Below are 24889 nucleotides of genomic sequence, written 5' to 3'. Positions count from 1 at the left end.
TGACGCCACGCACCGCCGGTCAGGCCCGGTTCACTCCGAAGGCGAGGGCGAGGGGGAGGCCTCGCCCGACGGGGACTCCGCCGTCTCGCAGGTGACCGAGAACGGCACCGAGCCGGACGTCGTCTTCACCGGATCACGCACCTCGACGGCGATCGCGTTCTCGTACGTCCCGCTCTCCGCGTACGTCGACAGGATCACCTTGTCCTGCTTGGACTTCCCGCCGTCCGACGGGAACTCGAGCGTCTTCCAGGTCTGCCCGGACAGTTCGCCGTCCTTCGACACCCAGCGGTACGACACCGTCTCGGGCAGCTGCCCCACCGTGATCGTCGCGGTGAAGGCGGGTGCGTCGGCGTCCTTCGGCGGGCACGCGCCGGAGTACTCCGTGTGCGCGCCGGTCACGGTGACCGACACGGTCTGCTTCGGCGCCTCGGAGCTGGCGCTCGGGCTGGGCTCGGACTCGGCGACTCGGTCCGCGCACTGGTCTCCGGCTGCGTCTGCGGCGAAGTCGCCGCCTCCGGGGCGCTGTTGGTGACCCCGCCGGACCCGTTCTTGTCGCCGTCGTCATGGTGCAGCAGCCCGTAGGTCAGCCCCGCGACCGCCAACGCCAGTGCCAGTACGCCCACGACGAGGACCGTGCCGGCCCGCCGGCCCCGGTCCGGCTCCCCGGCGGCCGTCGACGAGGTGGCGGGCGGCGTCGTCGACCAGGGCTGGGGCGGGGTCGCGGCGGTCGACGCATGACCCATCGGTTCGTCGCGGGGCGCGGGCGCCGGCGGGAACGCCGTGTACGGCGCCGTACGGGCTGAGTCGGTGCCGAAATAGCCTCCCCCGGAGGGGACGCCCCCGGCGGCGACGAGCCGCAGGTCCTGCTCGGCCCGGTCGGCGGGCAGCCGCTCGGCCGGATCCTTGCGCAGCAGGCCCTCGATCACGGGTGCGAGCGGCCCGGCCCGGCGCGGTGGCGGCAGCTCCTCGTCCACGATCGCGCGCAGGGTGCTCAGCGGAGTGTCGTGCCGGAAGGGGGAGTTGCCCTCGACCGCCGCGTACAGCAGCACGCCCAGCGACCACAGGTCCGACTCGGGTCCCGGCGTGCGCCCCAGCGCCCGCTCCGGCGCGAGGAACTCGGGGGAGCCGATGACCTCGCCGGTCATCGTCAGCGCGGAGGTGCCCTCGACGGTGGCGATGCCGAAGTCGGTGAGCACCACCCGGCCGTCGTTCGACATCAGCACGTTCGCCGGCTTCACGTCCCGGTGCAGCACACCGGCCTCGTGCGCGGCCCGCAGCGCGGCCAGCACCTCGGCCCCGATGTGCGCGGCCCGGGCCGGCTCGACCGGTCCCTGCGCGTCCAGCAGGTCGGCGAGGGAGATGCCGTGCACGATCTCCATGACGATCCACGGCCGCCCGTCCTGGGTGGCCACGTCGTACACCGTCACGACGTTCCGGTTCGCGACCCGGGCCGCGGCCCAGGCCTCGCGCTCCAGCCGGGCGTACAACCGCTCGACGTCCGAGGCCGCCAGCCCGTGCGGGGCCCGCACCTCCTTGACGGCGACCTCGCGGTGCAGCACCTCGTCACGGGCCCGCCACACCGTGCCCATGCCGCCCTCGCCGAGCGGCGTCAGCAGCCGGTACCGGCCCGCGATCAGACGTTCACTGCCCGGTTCTTCGGTCACCGCGCCCCCATTTCGCTCTTCCCATCCGGGCGAAAACCTCCGCAACCCCACAAACGTAGCTCAGCCGAGTACGGATGCGGCCCCCTTGAGCACCAGTCCGGCGCCCAGGGCCACCACGAGGAACGCGGACCACAGGGGCATGTTGCGGCGGACGAGGGTCACGGCAGGGTGGCTCGTCCAGCGCGGCTGCCGCTCCAGCAGGCGGGTCGCCCCGGCGCCCAGCCGGACGACGGCGAACCCGGCGGCGGTCAGGGTCAGCGCGAGCCCGACGCCGTACGCGACGACGAGCAGCAGCCCGAACCAGGCGTGGCCGAGCGCGGCGGCACCGACCAGCACGACCACGGCGGACGGACTGGGCACCATGCCTCCGGCGAACCCGAGGAGGAGCGTCCCGCGGAGGGTGGGGGCGACGGCGTGGGTGTGGGTGCGGCCACCGTGCGAGTGCGTGTGGCCCCCGTGAGTGTGCGGACGGCCGTGGTCGTGGCCGTGCGGCAGGGCGTGGTCGTGGCCGTGCTCGTGTTCCTGCCCGTGGTCGTGACCGTTCCCGTGGTCGTGACCGTTCCCGTGGCCGGCGTCGTGATGGGCATGGGTGTGCGGGGTGGTGGCCCCGACGAGGGCGAGTTGACGCGCGGGGGTCTTCGCGGGCTCGTGGGGATGCGGGTGGTCGTGACCGTGACCGTCGCCGTGCGGGTGCGGGTGGTCGTGGTCGTGGCCGTGCGGGGCGTCCGGGCCGCGGCCGCGCCAGGCGCGGCGGGCGAGGGTCGCGCCGGCGAAGAGCACCAGCGTCCCGCTCGCCAGCCCCAGCCAGGCGATCACCGAGGGCGCCGCGGCCGAACCGGCGGTGACGAGCAGGCCGAGCGCGACGACGCCCAGGGTGTGCGTGACGGTGACGGAGGCGGCGAGCGGCAGGACGTCCTTCATCCGTGCCTTGCCGCCCCGGGCGGCCGCCGTCGCCGCCATGATGGTCTTGCCGTGGCCGGGCGCGACGGCGTGCATCGCGCCGAGGACGACGGCGATCACCAGGGCCAGCGCGGCGAAGCCGACGGTGAGGTCCTGCCGGGCGACCAGGTCGTCCAGCGCCCGGGTCCAGCGGTCGGCGCCGCGGGGCAGCACCGACGCGGCCGGCGCGTCCCGGCCCTCCTCGACGAGAGCCGCGCCGCCGGGCCGCACCGTCACGGCCGCGGTCGCGGTGTCCGCCGGCGAGGACAACAACTCCTTCGGATAGGTGGTCAGTTCATGTGAGACCGACTTCTCCGGAACGTCGGAGTCGGCGAGCGTCATCCGGTCGCCGCGCGCGGTGATCTCACGCCAGCCGGGTCCGGTGGAGGCGCCCTCGCTGTGGAAGGCGACGGCGACGGTGCTCCCGTCGGGCAGCGGGGCCGTCAGCCGGCACTCGACGCGCAGCGTGTCGAGGCCCGCCTGACCGGGCCGTACGACCGCCTTGCTCGCGCCCGCCGTGAGCGGGACGCCCCGGCCGTCGACGGTGAGTCTGCTGCCGGCCGCGGCGGTGGCGCAGCGCTCCCGCGCCCAGGCGTCCATCCCCAGCCGCTCGATGTCGGGCTTGGCCTGGGTCGCCGGGATCTCGGCGAGGTCCTCGACGTGGTCGACGCGCAACTGCCCGGGGGCGGCGACGAGACCGTCGTAGCGGTTGACGGTGAAGTTGCCGAGGGGGTGCGCGCTCGCGGCGGCGGAAGGAACCAGCACGAGCGCGCACCCGGCCGTGAACACGGCCGCGCAGGAGGCGAACAGACGACGTGAGATCACTTGGTCGCCTCCAGCGACTTGAGCGCCGTACGGGCCTCGCGGGCGCCCAGAGCGGAGAAGCCGGGGTTCAGCTTCAGGGCGGCGGAGAGGTGGGTACGGGCGTCCTGCGGATGGCCGGTCGCCTTCTCGATCACACCGAGGTGGTAGAGGAAGGACGCGTTGCGGTAGCCGGTGGCCGTGGCCTGACGGGCGTAGGGGAGGGCCTCGGCGTCCTTGCCGTTGACGTGCAGCGCCCAGGCGAGCGCGTCCGCGGTGTGCACGGTGTGCCGGCGGGACCAGTCGTCGCGGGCCGCCCGCAGGGCCGTGGCCCGGTCGCCGTGATCGGCGGCGGCGAGCGCGGTGTCGAGGTCGGCGTTGACGCCGTTGGCGCGGGCGATGGCGGTCCAGGCGTCGACCAGGGCGTACTGGTCGGCGGCCTTCGCCGCGTCCCCGGCCCGGCCCCGGGCCTCGTACAGTTCCCCGAGCTCGACCAGCGGGCCGGGCAGCGGATAGCGGGCGACGATGAGCTCCAGTCCCTTGACGGCCTCCGCCTGCCGTCCGCTCGCCGCCTGGGCGCGGGCGCGGCCCTCCAGCGCGGGGAGGTAGTTCTCGTCGGCGGCGAGGGCGCGGGCGTAGTGGGTGAGCGCGGTGGCGTAGTCGCCCTGGTTCCAGGCGAGTTGGCCGAGCTGGGCGGCGACGTAGGCGATGTCGCCGGGCGAACTGGACGCGGCCAGCGCCCGGTCCAGGACACGGCGGGCGGTGGTGACGTCGCCGCGCAGCTCGTGGACGTAGGCGTAACGGGTGAACACCGGTACTCCGGGCCGCCGTTGGTCGGCCGTGCGGACCGCGGCGTCGGCGTCGTCGTAGCGGCCGAGCTCGACCAGGGCGTCGATCCGGGAGCTCAGGGCGCGTTCGTTGTAGGGGTTCTGCTTCAGCGTCCGGTCGGCGAAGGACAGGGCGCCGGCGAAGTCGTGGCGCGCGGCGGCGAGGGCGGCCCGGCCGGCCAGGGCCTGGTCGTTGTCGGCGCGCAGGGCCAGGGACCGCCCGAGGGCCTGCTCGGCCTGCGGATAGCGGGAGGGGTCGCCCTTGGTGCGGGCCTGCTCGACGTAGGCGAGCCCGAGGGTGGCCCAGCCGCCGAAGTCGCGCGGCTGGGCGCGCAGATGCGTCTGAAGGGCGGTGATGCTCGCGTCGAGGTCGCCGCCGGCGAGCAGCCCGGGGGAGACCGCCGCGGCCGCCGCCACGGGCACCCCGCGCTGTTCGTGCACCGCCCCGAGCGCGACCGCCCCGGCGGTGAGCGCGACGGCCAGCATGGCGGCGCACGCCCCGAGGTGCACGGCCCGCCAGCGACGGCCCGCCTCGCCCACCCGCCGCACGGCGGCGACCCGCTCGTCCCCGGCGACCGGCGCCGGCTCCGGCTGCGCCGGGAGGGCGAGCTCGCGGCCTCCGGCGGCTTCGCGGGCTTCGGTGCGATCGTCGGAGTCGCGGCCTACGGCGGGGTCGCGGGGCTCCCGGCCTTCAGCGGCCTCGCCGGACGCGCGGGCCTCGGTGGGCTCGTCGGAGTCGCGCGTTTCGGCTTCGGCGTCGGATACGGCTTCGGCGTCGGAGACGGAGCCGGTGATCCGGGTCCCGGTCTCCGGCGCGTCGTCCCCGCTCGTGGCGCGCCGGGCCTCCGGCTCCGGCGTCGGCCCGCCCGTGGCGGGCTCCGGTCGCCGTGCTTGAGGTGCCGGCCGGCCGGCATCCGGTTGCCCGGGCTGCTCGCGCTCGCCGTCGTTCGTCCGCGGGGACATGCCCTCTCCTAGGTCGCCTGGGTGGTTCGGTCTGCCGGCGTGGGGGTGTGGGGGTGGCGCGGCCCGCGCCGTGGGGGATGAGTTACGCGGGCCGCGCCAGTCGGTGGGGCAGGGCCGGGGAGCGCAGGATTCTCCCCGGCCCGCTCAGGGAGGGCCTAGTAGGCCCTGCGCCGCCCGCGCCACCACATCAGGCCGCCGCCGATGAGGAGGATGCCCGCCGCACCCGCGCCCGCGGAGGAGGCGATCAGCGCGGTGTTGCTCTCCGAGCCGGTCAGTGCGTCGCCGAGCTGGCTGCGGACGTCGGCGCCGCTCTTGGCGGACGCGCCGCGCGAGCCCTCGGTCGGCAGGGCCACGTACGGGAACGCCTTCTCGAAGCTCTTGTCGTTCTTGTCGACGGCGTCGCCCAGGTCGTTCTTGGAGCCGACCAGTTCACCCTCGACGACCTGCAGGGAGGCGTCGATGACGTCGTCGGTGAGGCGACGGCCGTTCGGGAAGCCCGCGTTGTCGCCGTCCAGGACGCCGAGCCGCTTGGGGCTGGCGGTCGGCTTGATGGAGGTGTTGAGGCGCAGTTCCTCCGAAGGCGTCACGTAGGGCGGCTGGTTGAGGCCCTTGACGCCCTTCAGGAACACGTCGACGAGGTCGTTGCGCGGCTCGGCCGGCGCCTTGATCTTGTAGATCGCCTCGATGAGCTTGGGCAGCTCGGGGTTGGTGACGTTCTTCAGGAACTGGCCGTCGTCCTTCGGCTGGGACGCGTTGAACCGGTCCTTGTCCTTGATCGGGTTGACGACCTCGTTGACCAGCGGGCTGCCCAGGCGGGAGACCTGCGTGTAGTAGCCCTCGGCGTTCTCGCGCTGGGTGGTCGACCAGACGCCGACGATCGGCTGGTGCTTGCCCTCGGTGATCATGTCGCTCGGGACCTGCAGCGCGATCGAGTTGACGTTGTAGCCCTTGAGCGTGTCGTTGCCGACCTCGGAGAGGTCACCGCCGTACAGCAGGTCGAAGACGCGCAGGTCCAGGAAGAACGGGTCGTCGGCCTGGCCGGCGAAGGTCTTCGCGCCGTTGGGAAGCTTGTAGATCGCCTGGTCGCGCAGCTTCTTGTAGTTCGGCATCGACGCCTTGCCCACGTTCGACGGCGCCACCGGCACATCGTCCGCGATCTTCGTCTTGTGCTGGACCTTCCCCTTCTTCAGCTTGAGCAGCTCGAGGTCGTAGGTCTGCGTGACGTTCAGGTCGGGGTCGTACAGACTGTCGACGGCGCCCGTGTTGTAGAGGAACGTCTTCTTGTTCTTCACGTGCGTCTTGAACGTGTAACGGAAGGTCAGGTCCTCCTTCGCGTCACCGTTGTTGTCGATGTGCAGGTCGTACTGGGCGTCCTCGGCGAACGGGAAGAAGTTCGGCCCGCCGGCCGGCTCCTCGAACGGGATCCAGTTGGCGACGATCGTCGTGGTGTCCGCGTGGTCGGGACTGACGAACGCGTACACGTCCGTGTTGTCGTACTGCGGAGTCCCCGAGATGAGAGGAGCCTCACGGTGGCTGGACGCGTAGGCGGCCCCCGGTGCCAGCGTGGCGGCGCCGGCGGCTGCGAGCCCCCCGGCGGCCAACGCACCGCATATGAGGGTCGCGACGCTCCTGCGTCCGTTGCCGCTCCTGGAGATAGCTGTCATGCCGTCCGTCCTCTGTGCCAAGTTGCCTGACGGACAGAGATACGGAGCGGAGGGGCGGTTCGGATTGGTCGAAACCAAAAAACTTTTAATTTCCTGCTCGCCCGCGTTTTCGGCCCTCGGATCCGTACCCCCTCCCCGGAGGTGTGTGCGTTGCGGATGCCGGGTGTGACGGGGCGGCCAGGGTGCGGCGGCCGCAGGAAGGGGGACGGCATGGAGGCGGACGAGCTTCTGGTGCTCGTGGCGGGAGGCGACCAGAAGGCCTTCGAACAGCTCTACGGGCTGGTGTCCGGGCCGGTGTTCGGGCTCGTCCGGCGGGTCGTGCGGGACCCCGCGCAGTCGGAGGAGGTCGCCCAGGAGGTCCTTCTCGAGGCCTGGCGCTCCGCCGGCCGCTTCGACCCGAGCCGCGGCAGCGCCCTCTCCTGGATCCTCACCCTCGCGCACCGCCGCGCCGTCGACCGGGTGCGCAGCGCCCGCGCCGCCGTGGACCGCGAGCAACGTGAGGGACGCCGCTACCACGACCCCGCCTTCGACCAGGTGACGGAGGAGGTCGAGGCCGGACTGGAACGCGAGTGGGTGCGCCGCTGCCTCGACCGCCTGACGGCGCTTCAGCGGCAGTCCGTCACCCTCGCCTACTACGACGGCTACACGTACCGTGAGGTGGCCGACCGGTTGTCGTTGCCGCTCGGCACGGTCAAGACACGGATGCGCGACGGGCTCACGCGGCTGCGCGACTGCCTGGGAGGCGCCGTATGAGCATCCTCGGGATGTTCCGCCGGGAGGATCTTCACTCGCTGGCCGCCCCCTACGCGCTCGACGCCCTCGAAGGGGACGAGCGGCGCCGCTTCGACAAGCACCTGAAGACCTGCGACCGCTGCTCGGCCGAGGTGCGGGCGCTGACCGAGGACGCCGTACGGCTCGCCTGGTCGACCGCCGCCCCACCGCCGGCCGCGCTGCGCGACCGGGTGCTGGCCGCGGTGCAGAGAACCCCGCAGGAGTCCTCGCGCGCCCCTGCCCGGGAGCATGCGCCCCAACTGCCCCCGCACGTCTGGGGCACGCAGCCGCCGCCCAAACGCTCCCGAGCGCCCCGCGCGCGCCGCCCGCTGTTCGTGCCGTTCGCGACGGCCACCGCCGCCGCGGCCCTCGTCGTCGCCTCGCTGTTCGCCGTCCAGGCCGACCGGACCCGGGACGAGCTGAACGCCGAGCGCGCCCAGGCACGTGAGATCGCCCACGTTCTCGCAGCTCCCGACGCCCGGGCGAGCACCGGGCGGGACGCTCGGGGCCGCAGTATCGGAGTGATCGCTTCCGCTGCCGACGGAGAGGCGATCGTGACCTTGAGCGGATACGGCGATCTCCCGACCGGGCAGGTGCACCAGCTGTGGCTCATGCGCCCCGACGCGCAACCGCGCTCCCTGGGGCTCTTCGCCGGCGACACGCCCTTGGTCGCCACCGGTCTCGACAAGGCCGCGACGTCACTGGCTGTGACCGTCGAGCCCGACGGGGGGTCGCCGCAGCCCACTACACAGCCGGTTGTCCAACTCACCCTGAAATCGGTCGGATTCGGAGAGTGATCGCGGAGGCGTCGTCAACCCCCTTACGGGGAAGGTGAATCCTGTGAGCTCGATACATGTGTGCCTCGACGGGGCGATAGGGTTACCCTGCCCGGGCCGGGTGGACTCGTACGGGTGGGGAGTGACATGGAACAGATAACGATGCACAGCAGGGCGAGGGTCCCCGCGATCACCTGCGGGAGCAGCGCGACCAGTTCGCGGCTGGACCGACATCTCTCGGTACTGGGGGGTCCCGCCATTCCGCAGCGCGAGACGCTCGAGGCGACCTCGCTCATGCGGGAACTGACGGCCCGTGAGCCCGTTCGCGACGCCGGCTCGAAGACGGTGCGAGCACGGGTGAGCCGCGTCTCGCTCTTCGCCCCCCTGCGCCGTCTGCGCCGCTCGCTGTTCGGCGGGCACAAGCACTGACCGTCCGGCCCGCCCGTATGTGCTGAGTCCCGCGCTCAGGCGGTCACACCGTCCCGGCGCAGCGCTGCGATCTCCTCGTCCGTCATCCCCACGGCACGCAGCACTGCTTCGGTGTGCTCCCCGAGCGCGGGCACGTCCCCCATTCGCGCCTCAGTCCCACCCGGCAGTGTGACCGGGGGCAGCAGTGCCCGCAGCGGCCCGACCGGCGTCCCCACCTCCCGCCACCGCCCACGGGCCGCCAGCTGCGGATGCTCCGCGACCCCGGGCAGATCCCTCAGGCGTGCGCAGGCGATGCCCGCGCCCTCCAGACGCGCCACCGCCTCGTCGGCGGCCAGCGCGCCGAGCGCCTGAGCCACCAGTGCGTCCGTGCCCTCCCGGTTCGTCACCCGTGCCGCGTTCGTCGCATACGCCGGATCCATCCCCAACTCGGGTCGGCCGAGGACCTGTTCGGCCAGCCGCCGCCACTCCCGGTCGTTCTGCACCGACAGCAGCACCCGTTCGCCGTCCGCCGTCGGGTAGGCGTCGTAGGGCGCGATCACCGCGTGCGCGAGGCCGGTGCGCCGCGGGGGGACGCCCCCGTGCATCGTGTGATGGAGCGGATGGCCCATCCACTCCGCCAGCGACTCCAGCATCGACACCTCCACCGGGCCGCCCCGCCCGGTCGTGCCCCGTCGCACCAGCGCGGCCAGCACCCCCGAGAAGGCGTACATGCCCGCCGCGATGTCCGCCGCCGGGATGCCCGCCTTGACCGGCTGCCCGGGCGTCCCGGTCACCGACACCAGCCCCGCCTCGCACTGCACGAGCATGTCGTACGCCCGTTTGTCCGCGTAGGGGCCGCCGGCGCCGTACCCGGAGACGTCGACCGCCACCAGCCGCGGGTGCGCCGCGCACAGGGTGGCCGCGTCCAGGCCCAGCCGGGCCGCGGCCCCCTGCGCCAGGTTCTGCACGAACACGTCCGCGCCCGCGATCAGCCGGCGCACCACGGCCAGGCCGCGCGGATCCTTCAGGTCCAGCGCGATCGATTCCTTGCCGCGGTTGCACCACACGAAGTGCGAGGCGAGTCCGCCGGCGGCGGTGTCGTAGCCGCGCGCGAAGTCCCCGCCGTCGATCCGCTCGACCTTGATCACCCGGGCGCCGAGATCGGCGAGCTGCCGGGTGGCGAAGGGCGCCGCGACGGCCTGCTCGACGGCGACGACGGTGAGCCCCTCCAGGGGCAGCGGCTCCGGAGGGCGCTGGGGCTGGGGCCGGCGCGGTGGTGGGGACGTGGGCTGGGGCGGCTGGTCCATGGGGTGGATCATGGCCTCTGTTCGCCTCCTCTGTCATGCGGGAGCCGGGGCCGGAAGTGGGGTCCGGGAGCCGGGGCCGCGCGGACGGCACTACCGGAGCACGCCCTAGAGGAGGGCGAACTGGCCCTCCGGTCCCTCCTCGTGGTGGTCGAGGACCGTCGCCGGGTGACGTGCCGCGTCCGGGACCGGCAGGACGCCCGCCGCGCGCAGCTCCGCCGCGGTGACCGTGTCCGGGTCCGCCGCGGCCGACTCGGCCCGCCGCGCGCCGACTTCCGCGAGCAGCGCCAGCACCGTGATCAGTTCCAGGAGTTCGGAGGTCCACGTCTGCTGCCAGGCCGCCGGGCGGATCGCGGCCAGCGTGCCCGGCTCGGCCTCCTGGGCCGTCCGGGCCGCGAACCAGCGCTCCAGGACCCGGACCCCGGGCTCCGACTCGGCGTCCCACGCCTCGGGCGGGACGGGCGAGACCCGGCCCTCGTCCAGCAGCAGGGCCTCCTCGTCGCGGTCGTACCGCAGGGTGAGCGGACGGGCCGGGATCGGGGCGCGGACGTAGGGCCGGCGGCCGCCGGGCAGTTTGGGCCGCTCGCCGTGACGCCTCAGCAGCCACAGCACGCGACGGCCCGACTCGACGCCGTGCGCCCACAGCTCCCGGTCCCGGGTGAGCGGGACGGTGAGATCCGGGCGGACGGCGGTGAGGGTCCACGCCAGGAAGTCCACCGGATCGGGGGAGTGGCCCAGCCGGCGCAGCAGGTCGGGCAGCCCCGGCGCCAGGTTCGGCTCCACACCGCCCGGCCGCCGGTACAGCGGCCGGATCCGGCCCGGCCGCAGCAGGGGCAGCACGGAGGTCGCCAGCAAAGGCCGCGCCGTCGTCTGCGGCGTCTCCACCACGAACACCTGCGCGTCGTCCGCGACCCGCCACAGCTCCGGGCGGGCGGCGTCGAGAAGACGGTGGTCGGGGATGAGCCACTGCTCGTCGAAGGGCGCCGCCAGCACCCGTACGGGCTCGGGGCAGGGGCCGAAGGCGCGGGCCAGCCGCTCGGTGCCGCCGGACCGGCCGGGCAACTGCCCGACCGCCGTGTGCAGGGTGCGCGAGCGCGTCGGCTCGAACAGGGCCTCGCGGTCGGGTCCTTCGGCCTTCAGCAGGGCGTCCCAGCGGGCCTTGAGACACGCCGGGTCGGGGGCCGTCGGCCACCCCCGGCCGAGCCGCGGCGGTGCGACGGACCACGGCATGAGATCCGCGAGCTGCGGAGCGTCGTCGGGCGTCACGCCGGGCATCGTACGACGGCTCGCGGACCGCGTGGCACGGTGCGTCACGTCGCGTCGAGAGTGACCGTGAAGGAGAAACGGTCGCCGCGGTAGTGGATGACGGCCGCGTCCAGGGCCCGGCCGTCGGTGTCGTAGGTGACGCCCGTGTAGTGCAGGATCGGGCTCAGCAGCGGGACCCCGAGCAGCCGTGCCGTCTCCGGGTCCGCGAGCCGCGCCTCGACCGTGTCGGTGATGCGGCCGATGGCCACGCCGACGACGTCCCGCAGCACCTTCGTCATCGGCCAGCGGACCAGGTCGTCCGGATCGATGCGGGCGGCGAGCTCGGGGCGGACGTAGTTGCGGGCGTGGTTGGTGGGCTCGCCCGTCTTCTCGTCGCTGCGCAGGCGGTGGTACGTGCCCACCTCCGCCAGGTCCGGGAAGTGCTCGGCGACCTCGGCGGGGACGGCCGCCCGGCCGTGGTCCAGCAGTTCGGTCGCCATCCCGGACTGCTGGGCCACGATCGCGTCGACCGAGCCCAGCAGCCGGACCGGGGCCCCGCGTCGTGCCGTGGGCTCGATGAACGTGCCCCGGCGGCGGTGCCGGGTGATCAGCCCCTCGTCCTCGAGCTCCTTCAGGGCCTGCCGCATGGTCAGCACGCTCACCCCGTAGTGCCCGGCCAGCTGCTCCTCCGTCGGCAGCCGGAGGGGATCGCGGGGTGAGCGGCCGAGTATCGAGGCGCGCAACGACTGCGACACCTGGTACCAGAGCGGCAGCTTCCGGGTGAGGACGATCGAGTCCGGGGCGAAGGAGGTCACGGGCCTATCCGTACCGGTCGGCAACGTTCAGTGCAATGTGCCGTCGGACGTTCCGGCGGACGGACGGAAGTGACGCTCGAGGCCCTGCCACACGTCGTCGTAGCGCTGCTGCAGATGATCCGCCCGGGCCGCCTGCGGGGTGAGGACGAGCGGCCAGCGCGTCTCGAACATGAACGCCAGCCCGTCGTCGACCTTGTGCGGCTTCAGTTCGGCGGCGCTCGCGCGGTCGAACGTCTCACGGTCCGGGCCGTGCGCCGACATCATGTTGTGCAGCGAGCCGCCGCCCGGCACGAAGCCGCCCTTCCCGGCCGACTTGGCGTCGTAGGCGCCCTCGATCAGGCCCATGTACTCGCTCATCACGTTCCGGTGGAAGTAGGGCGGCCGGAAGGTGTCCTCGCCGACCAGCCAGCGCGGGGCGAAGACCACGAAGTCCACGCCGGCCAGGCCGGGGGTGTCGGACGGGGACGTCAGCACGGTGAAGATCGACGGGTCCGGGTGGTCGTAGGAGACCGTCCCGATGACGTTGAAGCGGCGCAGGTCGTACACGTACGGCACGAGGTTGCCGTGCCAGGCGACGACGTCGAGCGGGGAGTGGTCGTAGGTCGCGCTCCACAGGTGGCCGCAGAACTTGTTGACCACCTCCACCGGCCCCTCGACGTCCTCGTACGCGGCGACCGGCGCCCGGAAGTCGCGCGGGTTGGCGAGGCCGTTGGCGCCGATCGGCCCGAGGTCGGGGAGGCGGAAGGGGGCGCCGTAGTTCTCGCAGACGTAACCGCGGGCGGAGTCGTCCAGCAGGTCGACGCGGAAGCGGACCCCGCGCGGGATCAGCGCGACATGGCCGGGCTCGGCGTGCAGCAGCCCGAACTCCGTGCGCAGCAGCAGCCCGCCGTGCTCGGGGACGATCAGCAGCTCGCCGTCCGCGTTCCCGAAGACGCGGTCCATGCCGGCGTTCGCGTGGTAGAGGTGCACGGCCATGCCGCTGCGCTGGGCGGCGTCCCCGTTGCCGCCGACGGTCCACAGACCGGCCAGGAAGTCGGTGCCCTCGGGCGGCTCGGGCAGGGGGTCCCAGCGCAGCCGGTTCGGATCGGCGACGGTCTGCGTGAAGGGGCCGGTGCGCAGCGCCCCGTCCGGGGCCCGGGTGAAGGCCGGATGCGCGGCCGACGGGCGGATCCGGTACAGCCAGGAGCGGCGGTTGTGGGCGCGCGGCTCGGTGAACGCCGTACCGCTGAGCTGCTCCGCGTACAGGCCGAGCGGCGCGCGCTGGGGCGAGTTGCGGCCGTCGGGCAGGGCCCCCGGGACGGCCTCCGAGGCGTGTTCGTTGCCGAACCCGCAGAGGTGGGCCAGCCCCTCGGCCGTCTTGCGTGCGTCCCCGCTGCTCATCATGGCTCCCTTGCCCGCTGATTCCTCTGCATCACCGTAGGATTGCGTTTTCCCGGACGCAAGAGGTCCGCCGGTGTCCTCCTCTCGGAGGACGATCACGGCACGGCCGGAACCAGACTTCAGGGGGATCCGTGTGCGGCGGCCGGTGCTCTAGTGTCCGGACCATGTCGTGGACGCGCCCCCTGCCCGCCGCCCTCGCGCTCTGTGTCCTGTTGCTGACCGGATCCGCGGGCTGCGCCCCCGGCGACGGGAGCGGACCGGGGACCGTGGCGTCGCCCTCGCCCGTCGGCAAGGTCCTGGACCACACGGACGACGGCGGGCGCCACTACCGCCAGGTGGCGAAGAAGGGGGCTCCCGAGGTCGGCGTGGAGGTCCAGCCGGACGGCTCCGGCGGCTGGAACGTGCGGCTGAAGCTGGCCAATTTCCGGTTCTCGCCCGCGGGGGCGCCGCGCCAGGCGGTCACCGGTCGCGGCCTCGCCCGGCTGTACGTCGACGACCTGCCCGTCGCCGATCTGCGCACCCTGGCGTACCGCATCCCGGCCGGCTACCTCCCGCACGGCACCCATCACGTGACCGCCCGCCTGTACGCGGACGACGCGACGGTCTGGGCGGTGGACGGCAAGCCGGTGGAGGCCACGGCGGACGTCACGGCGTCGGAGTCGTCGGCCGCGTCCGCCGTGCCGACCGGCGGGCCCGCGGCGGGGACGCCGAGCGGGTCGCCGACGGGGTCCCCGACGGGGTCGCCGCCCCCCTGAGCGCGTTGAGTGCATCAGGCATGTTTCTCCGTACCCAGGGGTGAGGTTCACCCGGCCGCGACGGAAGGGCATCATGAAGTCCGTGCCCCCAGCGACATCGCTCCGTCGTGCGCCCGTGCAGCGGCGCAGTGCCGAACGGCTGACCAGGATCCTCGACGCCTGCGCCGACCTGCTGGACGAGGTCGGCTACGACGCCCTGAGCACCAGGGCGGTCGCCGAGCGCGCCGGCGTCCCCATCGGCTCGGTCTACCGCTTCTTCGGCAACAAGCGGCAGATGGCCGACGCACTCGCGCAGCGCAACCTCGAGCACTACTCCGAGCGCGTCACCGAGCGTCTGCGCGGAGCCCGGCCGGGCGACTGGCGGACCGCGATGGACGCCGTGCTCGACGAGTACCTCGCCATGAAGCGCACCGCCCCCGGCTTCTCCCTCGTCGACTTCGGCAACCAGATCCCGGTCGGCGCCCGGCACGCCGAGCCCAACCACCGGGTCGCCGACCGCCTCACCGAACTGCTCGCCGGCCACCTCGACCGCGAACCCGACGACGATCTGCGCCGGGTCTTCCTGATCGCCGTGGAGACCGCGGACACGCTCGTCCACCTGGCCTTCCGGGTGGACCCGGAGGGGGACGCGAAAGTGATCGACGAGACCCGCGAGCTGCTGCGGGCGTACCTGGCGCGCGTGCTGGACTGACCGCCGCGCCGACGGCGGCCCGGGGAGCGCAGGGCGGCCGCCTCCGGCGGAGGCCTCCCCAGAAGTCATACCGGTCGGTATGCTCGGTCGGGACGAGGCAATGCCGCCCCCAGGAGGACCCGTGTCCCGCACCGCCCTGCGAATCTGTCCCCTGTGCGAGGCCACCTGCGGGCTCACGCTCACCATCGAGGGAACGCGGGTCACCGGCGCCCGCGGCGACCGGGACGACGTGTTCAGCCAGGGCTTCATCTGCCCCAAGGGCGCCGCGTTCCCGGCCGTGGACGGCGACCCCGACCGGCTGCGCTCGCCCCTCGTCCGCCGTGACGGCGAGCTGCGCGAGGCCACCTGGGAGGAGGCCTTCGACGCGGTGGCCGCCGGGATCCGGCCGGTCGTCGAGCGGCACGGCCCGAACGCCGTCGGCGTCGTCCTCGGCAACCCCAACGTGCACACGATGGCCGGCGGCCTCTACCCGCCGCTGCTGGTCGGCGGGCTGGGCACCCGCAGTCTGTTCACCGCCTCCACGGTCGACCAGATGCCCAAGCACGTCTCCAGCGGGCTGCTCTTCGGCGACGCGGGCGCGATCCCCGTCCCGGACCTCGACCGCACCGACCACCTCCTCCTCATCGGCGCCAACCCCCTGGAGTCCAACGGGAGTCTGTGCACCGCGCCGGACTTCCCCGGCAAGCTCAAGGCGCTCAAGGCCCGCGGCGGCACCCTCACGGTCATCGACCCGCGCCGCACCCGCACCGCGAAGCTCGCCGACCGGCACATCGCGATCCGGCCGGGCGCCGACGCGCTGCTCCTCGCGGCCATGACGCACGTGCTGTTCGAGGAAGACCTGGTGCAGCTGGGAGCGTTGACCCCGCACGTCGAGGGACTGGCCGAACTCCGGGACGCAGTACGGGACTTCACCCCCGAGGCGGTGGCCCCGGCATGCGACGTCGACGCCGGCGTCGTGCGCGCCCTCGCGCGGGAGCTCGCCGCCGCCCCGACCGCCGCCGTCTACGGCCGCATCGGCAGCTGCACGGTCCCCTTCGGCACCCTCGGCAGCTGGCTCGTCGACGTCCTCAACGTCCTGACCGGCAACCTCGACCGGCCCGGCGGCGCCCTCTTCCCGCAGGCCGCCACCGACCGCACGCCCCGCCCCGCGGGCCCCGGCCGCGGCTTCCGGCTCGGCCGGTGGCACTCCCGGGTCGGCGGGCACCCGGAGGCCAAGGGCGAACTGCCGCTCTCGGCGCTGGCCGAGGAGATCGACACCGCCACCGAGGAGGGCGAGCCGATCCGCGCGCTTGTGGTGGTCGCCGCCAACCCCGTGCTGTCCGCGCCCGACGGCAACCGGCTCGACAAGGCCTTGGAGTCGCTCGACTTCATGGTCAGCGTCGACCCCTACCTGAACGAGACCTCGCGCCACGCCGACGTCGTCCTGCCGCCGCCCCCGCCCTCCCAGAGCCCGCACCACGACTTCGCCTTCAACACCCTGGCCGTGCGCAACCAGGTCCGCTACTCCCGCCCCGCCGTCCCGCTGGAGCCCGGCCGGATGGCCGAGACGGAGATCCTCGCCCGGCTGACGCTGGCGGTGACCGGCATGCACGGCGCCGACCCGTCGGCCGTGGACGAGCTGGTCGTCGGGCAGACCCTCGGCAAGGCCGTCAAGGAGCCGCACTCGCCCGTGCACGGCCGCGAGCCGAAGGAACTCGCCGCGCAGCTCACGGGGGAGAGCGGCCCCGAACGCCGGCTCGACATGATGCTGCGCCTCGGCCCCTACGGCGACGGCTTCGGCACCCGCCCGGACGGGCTGAACCTCGCCCGGCTGCTCGAGAGCCCGCACGGCATCGACCTCGGGCCGCTCGGCCCCCGCCTGCCGCAGCCGCTGAAGACGGCCTCCGGCCGGATCGAACTGCTGCCGCAGCCGATCGCCGGCGATCTCCCGCGGCTGCGCGCGTCCCTGGAACGGCGGCCGGACGGACTCGTCCTGGTCGGCCGGCGCCATCTGCGGTCCAACAACAGCTGGATGCACAACGTCCCCGCCCTCACCGGGGGCACCAACCGCTGCACGCTGCAGATCCACCCCGAGGACGCGGAACGGCTCGGCGTGCGCGACGGCGCGCCGGTACGGGTGACGGGCGCCGGGGGCGAGGTGACCGCGCCGGCCGAGGTCACCGACGGCGTGCGCCGGGGCGTCGTCAGCCTGCCGCACGGCTGGGGCCACGACCGCCCCGGAACGCGCCTGAGCCATGCCGCCGCCGACCCCGGAGTCAACGTCAACCAGCTCCTCGACGGCAGCCTGCTCGACCCCCTGTCGGGCAACGCGGTCCTCAACGGAGTGCCGGTCCGACTGGCCGCGATCCCGGCGCTGTGACCTGAGCAAAGCTGTGACCTGGAGTTTTGCGCTTATTGCTCGCATGTCAACGTCTTGTTAACCCTGTTTGAACGGACCTAACGTCAACGCACCGCCGACCCCCAGGTGGGATGTTCAAGGGCGAACGTTAGGTATCCATTCATGTTGACCATCCTCGGCTTCGCGATGATCGCGACCTTCCTGGTCCTGATCATGCTGAAGAAGATGTCGCCGATCGCGGCGCTCGTCTTGATCCCGGCACTGTTCTGCGTCTTCGTCGGGAAGGGCGCCAAGCTCGGTGACTACGTCATCGACGGCGTCACCAGCCTCGCCCCCACGGCGGCGATGCTCATGTTCGCGATCGTCTACTTCGGTGTGATGATCGACGTCGGCCTGTTCGACCCGATCGTCCGGGGCATCCTGAAGTTCTGCAAGGCCGACCCGCTGCGCATCGTCGTCGGCACGGCACTGCTCGCCGCGATCGTCTCCCTCGACGGCGACGGCTCCACCACCTTCATGATCACCGTCTCGGCGATGTACCCGCTGTACAAGCGCCTGAAGATGAGCCTGGTCGTGATGACCGGGGTGGCCGCCATGGCCAACGGCGTGATGAACACGCTGCCCTGGGGCGGCCCCACCGCCCGCGCCGCCACCGCGCTCAAGGTCGACGCCAGCGACATCTTCGTGCCGATGATCCCGGCCCTCGCCGTGGGCCTCGTCTTCGTCGTCGCGCTCTCCTACGTCCTCGGCCGCCGTGAGCGGGCCCGGCTCGGCGTGCTGACCCTCGACGAGGTGCTGGTGGACGAGAAGGCCGAGCAGACCGAGACGGTGCTCGTGGGGGCCGGCGGCTCCGCAACCGGCGCCGGCAAGGCGGCCGCCCCGGCCGGCGGCTCCGGCTCCGGCGCCGCGGCTCTCGGCGACGCCGGCGAGGACGCCGACGCCGCGGACGACGACGGCTTCCAGGGCCTCGACCCGCACCGCGCCACCCTGCGCCCCAAGCTGTACTGGTTCAACGCGCTGCTCACGGTCACGCTGCTGACCGCCATGATCATGGAGCTGCTGCCGATTCCGGTGCTCTTCCTGCTCGGCGCCGCGCTCGCCCTCACCGTCAACTTCCCGCACATCCCGGACCAGAAGGCCCGGCTCGCCGCGCACGCCGACAACGTCCTCAACGTCTCCGGCATGGTCTTCGCCGCAGCCGTCTTCACCGGCGTCCTCCAGGGCACCGGCATGGTCGACCACATGGCGAAGTGGATGGTGGACGTCATCCCCGAGGGCATGGGGCCGCACATGGCCCTCGTCACCGGCGTGCTGAGCCTCCCGCTCACCTACTTCATGTCGAACGACGGCTTCTACTTCGGCGTCCTGCCGGTCCTCGCCGAGGCGGGCGCGGCGCACGGCGTCACCCCGCTGGAGATGGCCCGCGCCTCGCTCGTCGGCCAGCCCCTGCACATGTCGAGCCCGCTGGTCCCGGCCGTCTACGTCCTCGTCGGCATGGCCAGGGTCGAGTTCGGCGACCACACCCGCTTCGTGGTCAAGTGGGCCGTCCTGACCTGCCTGGCGATCCTCGGCGCGGGCATCCTGTTCGGGATCGTCTGACCGTCCGGTGGGAGAACTCGTGAGGCCCGGCAGGAACCGCGGCTGGCTGCTCCGTCTCGTCATCGCCTTCGGCTTCGCGCAGGGGGCGGTGTCGATGGCGCGGCCCGCCGTCTCCTACCGGGCCCTGGCGCTGGGGGCCGGCGAGGGGGCCGTCGGCGTCGTCGCGGGCGTCTACGCGCTGCTGCCGCTCCTGGCCGCCGTCCCGCTCGGCCGGCGCACCGACCACGGCCGGTGCGCCCCCCTGCTGCCGGCCGGTGTGGTCCTCATATCCGGCGGCTGCGTGCTCAGCGGGCTCGCCGGCTCCCTGACGATGGCCCTGTGGAGCGGCGTGATGGGCCTCGGGCACCTCTGCTTCGTGATCGGCGCCCAGTCGCTCGTCGCCCGGCAGTCCGCGCCGCACGAACAGGACCGCGACTTCGGCCACTTCACCATCGGCGCCTCGCTCGGCCAACTGGTCGGGCCGGTGGCGGCCGGAGCGCTGATCGGCCGTGCCGACATGGCGGGCGGCAGCGCGCTCGCCCTGCTCGTGGCGGGTGCGGGGTGTGCCGTCGCGTTCACGTCGCTGTGGCGCATCGAGCACCGCGACCTCGGGCCGGACTCCCGCGCGGAGCACGGGGACCGCGTCCCCGTCCGGCGCATCCTGCGGGCCCGGGGCGTCCCGGCCGGCATCCTCGTCAGCCTCTCCGTGCTGTCCGCGACCGACATCCTCACCGCCTACCTGCCGGTGGTCGGTGAGCACCGGGGCATCGCGCCGCCCGTCGTCGGCGTCCTGCTCAGCGTCCGCGCGGCGGCCTCCATCGCCTGCCGGCTCGTCCTCACCCCGCTGCTGCGACTGCTCGGCCGGACCGTGCTGCTCACGGTGACCTGTCTGCTGGCGGCCCTGCTCTGCGCCGGCATCGTCCTGCCCGTGCCGGTCTGGGCGCTGAGCGTGATCCTCGCGCTGCTCGGCTTCTGTCTGGGCGTCGGACAGCCGCTGTCCATGACGACGGTCGTGCGGGCCGCGCCGGACGGCGCCCGTTCCACCGCCCTCGCGCTGCGCCTCACCGGCAACCGGCTCGGCCAGGTCGCCGCGCCGGCCGCCGCGGGCCTGGTCGCCGGCCTCGCCGGGGTGGCCGCGCCGTTCGCGATGCTGGGAGCGCTGCTGCTGCTGTCCTCGGGGGTCGCCCTCCGGTCGCCGGGGGAGGCCCGGGGAGGCGAGGAGGCGGAGGCGGACCGTTCGGCCCCTCGCCGGTCCGGGTCGGGACTGCGCCGGTCGAGCGACGTCTGACGGCGCGTCGGGCGGCGGTCCCACCGTCGGAGCCGCCGATGTGAAAGAGAGTCAGGTGCAAGAGCGATTTGTATGAAAATCGTCCTGACTCGGAGGAATGCGCATGTCCAGCTCGACGCTCCCGCCCGCCTTCGGCACCCGCCTCGGCGCCACGGCTCTCACGGTGCTCGCCGCGGCGGGGTTCACCTGCCTCGCGGCACCGTCGGCCATGGCCGTCGGGGAGGCCGGCGACATCAGGATCCACCGTGAGCACGTGCCCCCGGGCGTCTCCAAGGACGACCCGGTGGCCTGCCGGTTCTACCTCGACGCCGCCAACTTCGGCGAACTGACGGCCGTCACCTACACCATCAAGGCACGGCCTCCGCTCAAGGACACGGCCACCGTGACCGGCGCCATCGACCTCACCAACGGCGCCGGCCACACCGACACCCTGGGACTGGCCGAGGGCTCGTACACGCTCGAGTGGACCCTCTCCGCCGGGGCGCCGTCGCCCACCACGAAGGTCTTCAAGATCAACTGCGATGAGGGTCGGCGCGGCGGGAACGAGGGCCCGAACCGCCCGATCACCGACGACGGCCGGGAGCTCGGGGCCGCGAACGGCCAGGGCGGCGGGGGCCAGAACGGCAGGGGCCAGAACGGCGGGGGGCAGAACGCCACCGCGCCGGGCGCCGGCAGCCGGGAGAGCGGCAGCCGGGAGAGCGGCGGCCGGGAGAGCGGCGGCCGGGAGAGCGGCGGCCGGGAAGGCGCCGCCCAGAGCGGCGGCGCCTGGAACGGCGAGAAGGGCGGCCCTGAGGGCGGCGTCCACGCGGGCGGCGGCGGACTCGCCGACACCTCGCAGGCCTTCACCCCGCTGGCCGCCACCGCGGCCGTCGGTCTGGTGGCCGTCGGCGGAGTCGCCTACTTCCGTCTGACCCGCCGGCGCAACCATGGTGCCGCGTAGGCGCGGACGCAGGCCCTGGCACCGGACCCGTCTCTTCCGTCTCACCAGGACGGCCGTACTCGCGGTCGTCCTGGTGACGGCGGCAGTCCGGTGCGGGGGGCACGACGCCCCGGGCGCGCCGCCCGGGGCCGGGCGGACGGCGGCCCACGGATCCGCCGCGGGCCCGGCCTCCGCGGGGGACGCCGAAGAGGGCGGGAAGGGGCCGGAGCGCGCCGGGCCGCCGCCCCGCCCGCTGCCCCGGTCCCCGGCGACCGTCCTGCGGGTGCCGTCCCTGGGCATCGACGCGCCGATCGTCCCGCTGCGGCTCGGCCCCGACCGGCACCTCGGGACGCCGCCCCTCGACGAGCCGGGGCTCGTCGGCTGGTACGCGGGCGGCCCCACCCCCGGCGAGCGGGGCGCCGCCATCGCGGTCGGACACCGTGACACCAGGACCGGCCCCGCCGTCTTCGCCGGGCTCGCGCGCGTGGCCCGGGGCGCCACAATCGAGGCCCGGCGTGCCGACGGCCGTACCGCCGTCTACACCGTGGACCGGGTCCGGGTCTTCGACAAGGACACCTTCCCCGACAAGGAGGTGTACGGCCCGACCCGCCGCCCCGAGCTGCGCGTGCTCACCTGCGGCGGCCTCTTCCGGCGCACGACCGGGTACACGAGCAACGTCGTCGTCTTCGCCCATCTGACGGCGACCCGCTGATCCGGGGCGGGACGCCCCCCACCGTCCCCGCCCGGCCACGGCTCCGAGTCCCGGGGCGCTTCTCCCGACACCCGCCCTCTCCCCGCGCCGTCCCCCTGCGCGAGTCGGCGAGGTCCGCGCCCGAGGCGGCCGGGTCGTGGACCGATTGTCGCCGGACACCGCGCCCGGCGCCCCGCGCCCTCACCGGCGCCTGCCTGCCGCGCGTACCGGCCCCGGTTCGACCTCCGGCACGGCAGGCAGGCGCCGCCCCTCGCCGACATCGGCCCTCTTCGGCGTCGACCCTCCTCGAATCGCCCCTCCTCGTCCTGAACGGCACGGCGACCGGATCGGCCCGGCCCCGACCGGTTGCGGCTGCCGGACCCGGACGACCGGGCGGACGTTCTCCCGTGACCCCTGGTGCCGAAAAACTAACGACGCTAGTTTAGGTCGCGGACGACGAGGACCGCCCGGAGGGAACGCGATGAAGGCACACGACGGCATCTACCTGGACGGCGCGTGGCGCCCGGCCGCGGGCCAGGACGTGATCGAGGTCCTGGACCCGGTGGACGAGCAGGTGATCGGTCGCGTCCCGGCGGGCGGGGCCGACGACGTCGACGCCGCGGTGCGCGCCGCCCGCGCCGCCCTCCCGGGATGGGCCGCGACCCCGCCCGCCGAGCGCGCCGCCCGACTGAGCGCTCTCCGGGACGTCCTGGCGGCCCGCAAGGACGAGATCGCCGAGACGGTCACCGCCGAACTCGGCTCACCCCTCGCCTTCTCCCAGGCGGTCCACGCGGCGGTACCGATCGCGGTCGCGGGCTCCTACGCGGAGCTGGCCGCGACGCACTCCTTCGAGGAACGGGTCGGCAACTCCACGGTCCTGCACGAGCCGGTCGGCGTGGTCGGCGCGATCACCCCCTGGAACTACCCGCTGCACCAGATCGTCGCCAAGGTCGCCCCGGCCCTCGCCGCGGGCTGCACCGTGGTCCTCAAGCCGGCCGAGGACACTCCGCTCACCGCCCAGCTGTTCGCCGAGGCGGTCCACGAGGCGGGCGTCCCGGCCGGCGTCTTCAACCTGGTCACCGGCCTCGGCCCGGTGGCCGGCCAGGCCCTCGCCGAACACCCCGGGGTCGACCTGGTGTCCTTCACCGGCTCCACGGCCGTCGGGAAGCGGATCGCGGCGACGGCGGGCGCGGCCGTCAAGAAGGTCGCCCTCGAACTCGGCGGGAAGTCCGCCAACGTCATCCTGCCGAGCGCCGACCTCGCCCGGGCGGTCAACGTCGGTGTCGCCAACGTGATGTCCAACTCCGGTCAGACGTGCAGCGCCTGGACCCGGATGCTCGTCCACCGCGACCGGTACGAGGAGGCGGTCGGACTCGCCGCAGCGGCCGCGGCCAAGTACGGCGACCGCATCGGCCCCGTCGTCAACGCCAGGCAGCGCGACCGCGTGCGCGGATACATCGAGCAGGGCGTGGCCGAGGGGGCGACGCTGGTCGCGGGAGGCCCCGAAGCCCCCCGCGAACAGGGCTACTTCGTCAGCCCCACGGTCTTCTCCGACGTCACCCCCGACATGACGATCGCCCAGGAGGAGATCTTCGGCCCGGTGCTGTCCGTCCTGCGCTACGAGGACGAGGACGACGCCCTGCGGATCGCCAACGGCACGGTCTACGGACTCGCCGGCGCGGTCTGGGCCGGCGACGAGGCGGAGGCGGTGGCCTTCGCCCGCCGCATGGACACCGGCCAGGTCGACATCAACGGCGGCCGGTTCAACCCCCTCGCCCCGTTCGGCGGCTACAAGCAGTCGGGCGTCGGGCGCGAGCTCGGCGCGCACGGGCTGACCGAGTACCTCCAGACCAAGTCCCTGCAGTTCTGAGGAGCCCGAAGTGGTCCGTGCCGCCGTACTTCCCGCCGTCGGAGCTCCCCTGGAGATCATCGGCATCGACCTCCCGGAACCCGGCCCGGGCCAGGTCCGCGTCCGGCTCGCCGCCGCCGGGGTCTGCCACTCCGACCTCTCCCTGTCCAACGGCACCATGCGGGTGCCCGTCCCCGCGGTCCTCGGTCATGAGGGCGCGGGCACGGTCGTGTCCGTCGGCGAGGGCGTGGCCCGGGTCGCGCCGGGCGATCGGGTGGTCCTCAACTGGGCTCCCTCCTGCGGGAGTTGTCACGCCTGCGGACTGGGCGAGGTCTGGCTGTGCGCCAACGCCCTGAACGGCTCCGCGGACGTGTACGCCCGCACCGCCGACGGCCGGGACCTGCACCCCGGGCTGAACGTCGCCGCGTTCGCCGAGGAGACGGTCGTCCGCGAGTCCTGCCTGCTGCCCCTGCCGGACGGCATCCCGCTCACCGACGCCGCCCTGCTGGGCTGCGCCGTCCTCACCGGTTACGGCGCCGTCCACCACAGCGCGCGCGTCCGGGCCGGCGAGACGGTCGCCGTGTTCGGTGTCGGCGGAGTCGGCCTCGCCGCCCTCCAGGCGGCCCGGATCGCGGGCGCCGCGACGATCGTCGCCGTGGACGTCTCCCCGGAGAAGGAGGAGCTGGCCCGGTCGGCGGGCGCCACGGAGTACGTGATCGCCTCGGCGGACACCGCCCGCGAGATCCGCGCCCTCACCGGCCGGCAGGGCGTCGACGTGGCCGTGGAGTGCGTGGGACGCGCCGTCGCCATCCGCACGGCCTGGGAGTCCACCCGGCGCGGCGGCCGTACCACGGTCGTCGGCATCGGCGGCAAGGACCAGCAGGTCACCTTCAACGCCCTGGAGCTCTTCCACTGGGGCAGAACCCTCTCGGGCTGCGTCTACGGCAACTCCGACCCGGCGAAGGACCTCCCGGTCCTCGCCGGCCACGTCCGGGCGGGCCGTCTGGACCTCGGCGCCCTGGTGACGGAGCGCATCGCGCTGGAGGACATCCCGGGGGCCTTCGACAACATGCTGGCCGGCAAGGGCGGCCGGGCGCTCGTCGTCTTCTGACCGCACCGCACACCGGCCGCTGTGCGCGGCGCCGGTGCCGAACGCCGGACCCGCCGGCCTCCGCGACCCTGCCGGCGGGCGCGGCCGCGCACCCACGCCTCCCGGCCCGGGG

General features: G+C 73.8%; 19 protein-coding genes and 1 pseudogene. 12 read left to right on the top strand and 8 right to left on the bottom strand.

What is annotated here, in order from left to right:
- Nucleotides 1–30: 30 nt before the first annotated feature.
- From QF032_RS09255 to QF032_RS09240, 4 genes and pseudogenes are all read right to left on the bottom strand, one after another.
- Nucleotides 31–1664 (bottom strand): annotated as a pseudogene (locus tag QF032_RS09255) (serine/threonine-protein kinase).
- 60 nt (nucleotides 1665–1724) lie between these two features.
- Nucleotides 1725–3428 carry a nickel transporter gene (locus QF032_RS09250; RefSeq protein ID WP_307041444.1) on the bottom strand — a complete coding sequence of 568 codons (1704 nt, stop codon included), beginning with the start codon at nucleotides 3426–3428 and terminating at the stop codon, nucleotides 1725–1727.
- The gene (locus tag QF032_RS09245; protein WP_307055686.1) at nucleotides 3425–5194 is read right to left on the bottom strand and encodes a tetratricopeptide repeat protein; all 1770 of its coding nucleotides are present in this window, start codon (nucleotides 5192–5194) and stop codon (nucleotides 3425–3427) included. Before QF032_RS09245 ends, QF032_RS09250 begins: the two co-directional genes overlap by 4 nt.
- 155 nt (nucleotides 5195–5349) lie before the next feature.
- Entirely contained in the window at nucleotides 5350–6858 is a 1509-nt protein-coding gene (locus QF032_RS09240) for a DUF4331 domain-containing protein (RefSeq protein ID WP_306953656.1), read from the bottom strand.
- A gap of 210 nt (nucleotides 6859–7068) precedes the next feature.
- Here QF032_RS09240 and QF032_RS09235 point away from each other — a divergent pair, with 210 nt between their 5' ends.
- The 3 genes from QF032_RS09235 to QF032_RS09225 all read left to right on the top strand — a co-directional run bounded on the left by QF032_RS09235 (nucleotide 7069) and on the right by QF032_RS09225 (nucleotide 8834).
- Nucleotides 7069–7611, top strand: a complete 543-nt coding sequence (locus QF032_RS09235; protein ID WP_307055684.1) for a sigma-70 family RNA polymerase sigma factor — start codon at nucleotides 7069–7071, stop codon at nucleotides 7609–7611.
- Nucleotides 7608–8426 carry an anti-sigma factor gene (locus tag QF032_RS09230; RefSeq protein ID WP_307041437.1) on the top strand — a complete coding sequence of 273 codons (819 nt, stop codon included), beginning with the start codon at nucleotides 7608–7610 and terminating at the stop codon, nucleotides 8424–8426. Before QF032_RS09235 ends, QF032_RS09230 begins: the two co-directional genes overlap by 4 nt.
- A gap of 126 nt (nucleotides 8427–8552) precedes the next feature.
- A complete protein-coding gene (locus QF032_RS09225; protein WP_307041435.1) occupies nucleotides 8553–8834 on the top strand; it encodes a hypothetical protein in 282 nt (93 codons plus the stop codon).
- A 35-nt stretch (nucleotides 8835–8869) separates the two neighbouring features.
- Here QF032_RS09225 and QF032_RS09220 read toward each other — a convergent pair whose 3' ends face one another.
- From QF032_RS09220 to hmgA, 4 genes are all read right to left on the bottom strand, one after another.
- Nucleotides 8870–10120, bottom strand: coding sequence for a CaiB/BaiF CoA transferase family protein (locus QF032_RS09220; RefSeq protein ID WP_306953662.1), 1251 nt, complete (start codon nucleotides 10118–10120; stop codon nucleotides 8870–8872).
- Nucleotides 10121–10225: 105 nt separating this feature from the next.
- Nucleotides 10226–11392: a type ISP restriction/modification enzyme gene (locus QF032_RS09215; RefSeq protein ID WP_307055682.1), complete on the bottom strand. Its 1167-nt coding sequence runs from the start codon at nucleotides 11390–11392 to the stop codon at nucleotides 10226–10228.
- A gap of 35 nt (nucleotides 11393–11427) precedes the next feature.
- Nucleotides 11428–12177: a GntR family transcriptional regulator gene (locus tag QF032_RS09210; protein ID WP_307055680.1), complete on the bottom strand. Its 750-nt coding sequence runs from the start codon at nucleotides 12175–12177 to the stop codon at nucleotides 11428–11430.
- A gap of 27 nt (nucleotides 12178–12204) precedes the next feature.
- Nucleotides 12205–13557: a homogentisate 1,2-dioxygenase gene (hmgA, locus tag QF032_RS09205; RefSeq protein ID WP_307041428.1), complete on the bottom strand. Its 1353-nt coding sequence runs from the start codon at nucleotides 13555–13557 to the stop codon at nucleotides 12205–12207.
- Between the two features lie 164 nt (nucleotides 13558–13721).
- On the opposite strand from hmgA, the gene QF032_RS09200 reads away from it, so the two are divergent.
- The 9 genes from QF032_RS09200 (at nucleotide 13722) to QF032_RS09160 (ending at nucleotide 24777) form a co-directional block, all read left to right on the top strand.
- On the top strand, nucleotides 13722–14312 hold the full coding sequence (locus tag QF032_RS09200) for a hypothetical protein (RefSeq protein ID WP_307055678.1): 591 nt from the start codon (nucleotides 13722–13724) through the stop codon (nucleotides 14310–14312).
- Nucleotides 14313–14385: 73 nt separating this feature from the next.
- Nucleotides 14386–15003, top strand: a complete 618-nt coding sequence (locus QF032_RS09195) for a TetR/AcrR family transcriptional regulator (RefSeq protein ID WP_307055676.1) — start codon at nucleotides 14386–14388, stop codon at nucleotides 15001–15003.
- Nucleotides 15004–15124: 121 nt separating this feature from the next.
- A complete protein-coding gene (locus QF032_RS09190; RefSeq protein ID WP_307041421.1) occupies nucleotides 15125–17362 on the top strand; it encodes a molybdopterin oxidoreductase family protein in 2238 nt (745 codons plus the stop codon).
- Nucleotides 17363–17503: 141 nt separating this feature from the next.
- A complete protein-coding gene (locus QF032_RS09185; protein WP_307041419.1) occupies nucleotides 17504–18940 on the top strand; it encodes a CitMHS family transporter in 1437 nt (478 codons plus the stop codon).
- Between the two features lie 19 nt (nucleotides 18941–18959).
- Entirely contained in the window at nucleotides 18960–20207 is a 1248-nt protein-coding gene (locus QF032_RS09180) for an MFS transporter (RefSeq protein WP_307055674.1), read from the top strand.
- Nucleotides 20208–20310: 103 nt separating this feature from the next.
- Entirely contained in the window at nucleotides 20311–21147 is an 837-nt protein-coding gene (locus tag QF032_RS09175) for a hypothetical protein (protein ID WP_307055672.1), read from the top strand.
- On the top strand, nucleotides 21134–21838 hold the full coding sequence (locus QF032_RS09170) for a class F sortase (protein WP_307055670.1): 705 nt from the start codon (nucleotides 21134–21136) through the stop codon (nucleotides 21836–21838). The genes QF032_RS09175 and QF032_RS09170 overlap by 14 nt, the downstream gene beginning before the upstream one ends.
- Nucleotides 21839–22298: 460 nt before the next feature.
- Nucleotides 22299–23687 (top strand): aldehyde dehydrogenase family protein, encoded by a 1389-nt coding sequence (locus QF032_RS09165; protein ID WP_307055669.1) that lies wholly within the window; start codon nucleotides 22299–22301, stop codon nucleotides 23685–23687.
- A 10-nt stretch (nucleotides 23688–23697) separates the two neighbouring features.
- A complete protein-coding gene (locus QF032_RS09160) occupies nucleotides 23698–24777 on the top strand; it encodes a Zn-dependent alcohol dehydrogenase (RefSeq protein ID WP_307055667.1) in 1080 nt (359 codons plus the stop codon).
- The last annotated feature ends 112 nt before the right edge of the window (nucleotides 24778–24889 follow it).

Source organism: Streptomyces achromogenes, assembly GCF_030816715.1.
Taxonomy (GTDB): Bacteria; Actinomycetota; Actinomycetes; order Streptomycetales; family Streptomycetaceae; genus Streptomyces; species Streptomyces achromogenes_A.
The sequence above is the reverse complement of the archived record's forward strand: the minus strand, read 5'-3'. Positions and strand labels throughout refer to the sequence as shown.